The following is a 486-nucleotide window of genomic DNA, read 5'->3' on the forward strand; positions in this document are numbered from 1 at the left end:
TTGCGGGTCAAGTCGCAGCCTTCTCCTTTTTGGAATTGCCGGCCTCTGACCGGACGCGGAACCGGAAGCTGTCGTTGCCGGTCTCGACGATGTGGCAATGGTGAGTGAGGCGGTCGAGGAGCGCGGTGGTCATCTTGGCGTCGCCGAAGACCCCGGCCCACTCGCTGAAGCTGAGGTTCGTGGTGATGACGACGCTGGTCTGCTCGTAGAGCTTGCTGAGCAGGTGGAACAGCATGGCGCCGCCCGAGGAGCTGAACGGCAGGTAGCCCAATTCGTCAAGGACGACGAGGTCAAGACGGAGCAGGCGCTCGGCGAGCTGTGCGGCCCTGTTCATGGCCTTCTCCTGCTCGAGCGCGTTGACCAGGTCGACAGTGGCAAAGAAGCGGGCCTTCCTGCGCCGGTGTTCGATGGCCTGCACAGCGAGCGCGGTGGCGATGTGCGTCTTGCCGGTACCCGGGCCGCCAATCAGGACGACGTTGTCGGCAC

The 486-nt window shown here is 64.4% G+C and carries 1 protein-coding gene; it reads right to left on the reverse strand.

Features of this window, described 5'->3' with window-relative positions:
- Positions 1–7: 7 nt before the first annotated feature.
- A partial coding sequence (locus AC0IYH_RS28920) for an ATP-binding protein (RefSeq protein ID WP_471837430.1) occupies positions 8–486 on the reverse strand: 479 nt, incomplete at its 5' end.

It is taken from the genome of Pseudomonas sp. AC463, from assembly GCF_979253585.1.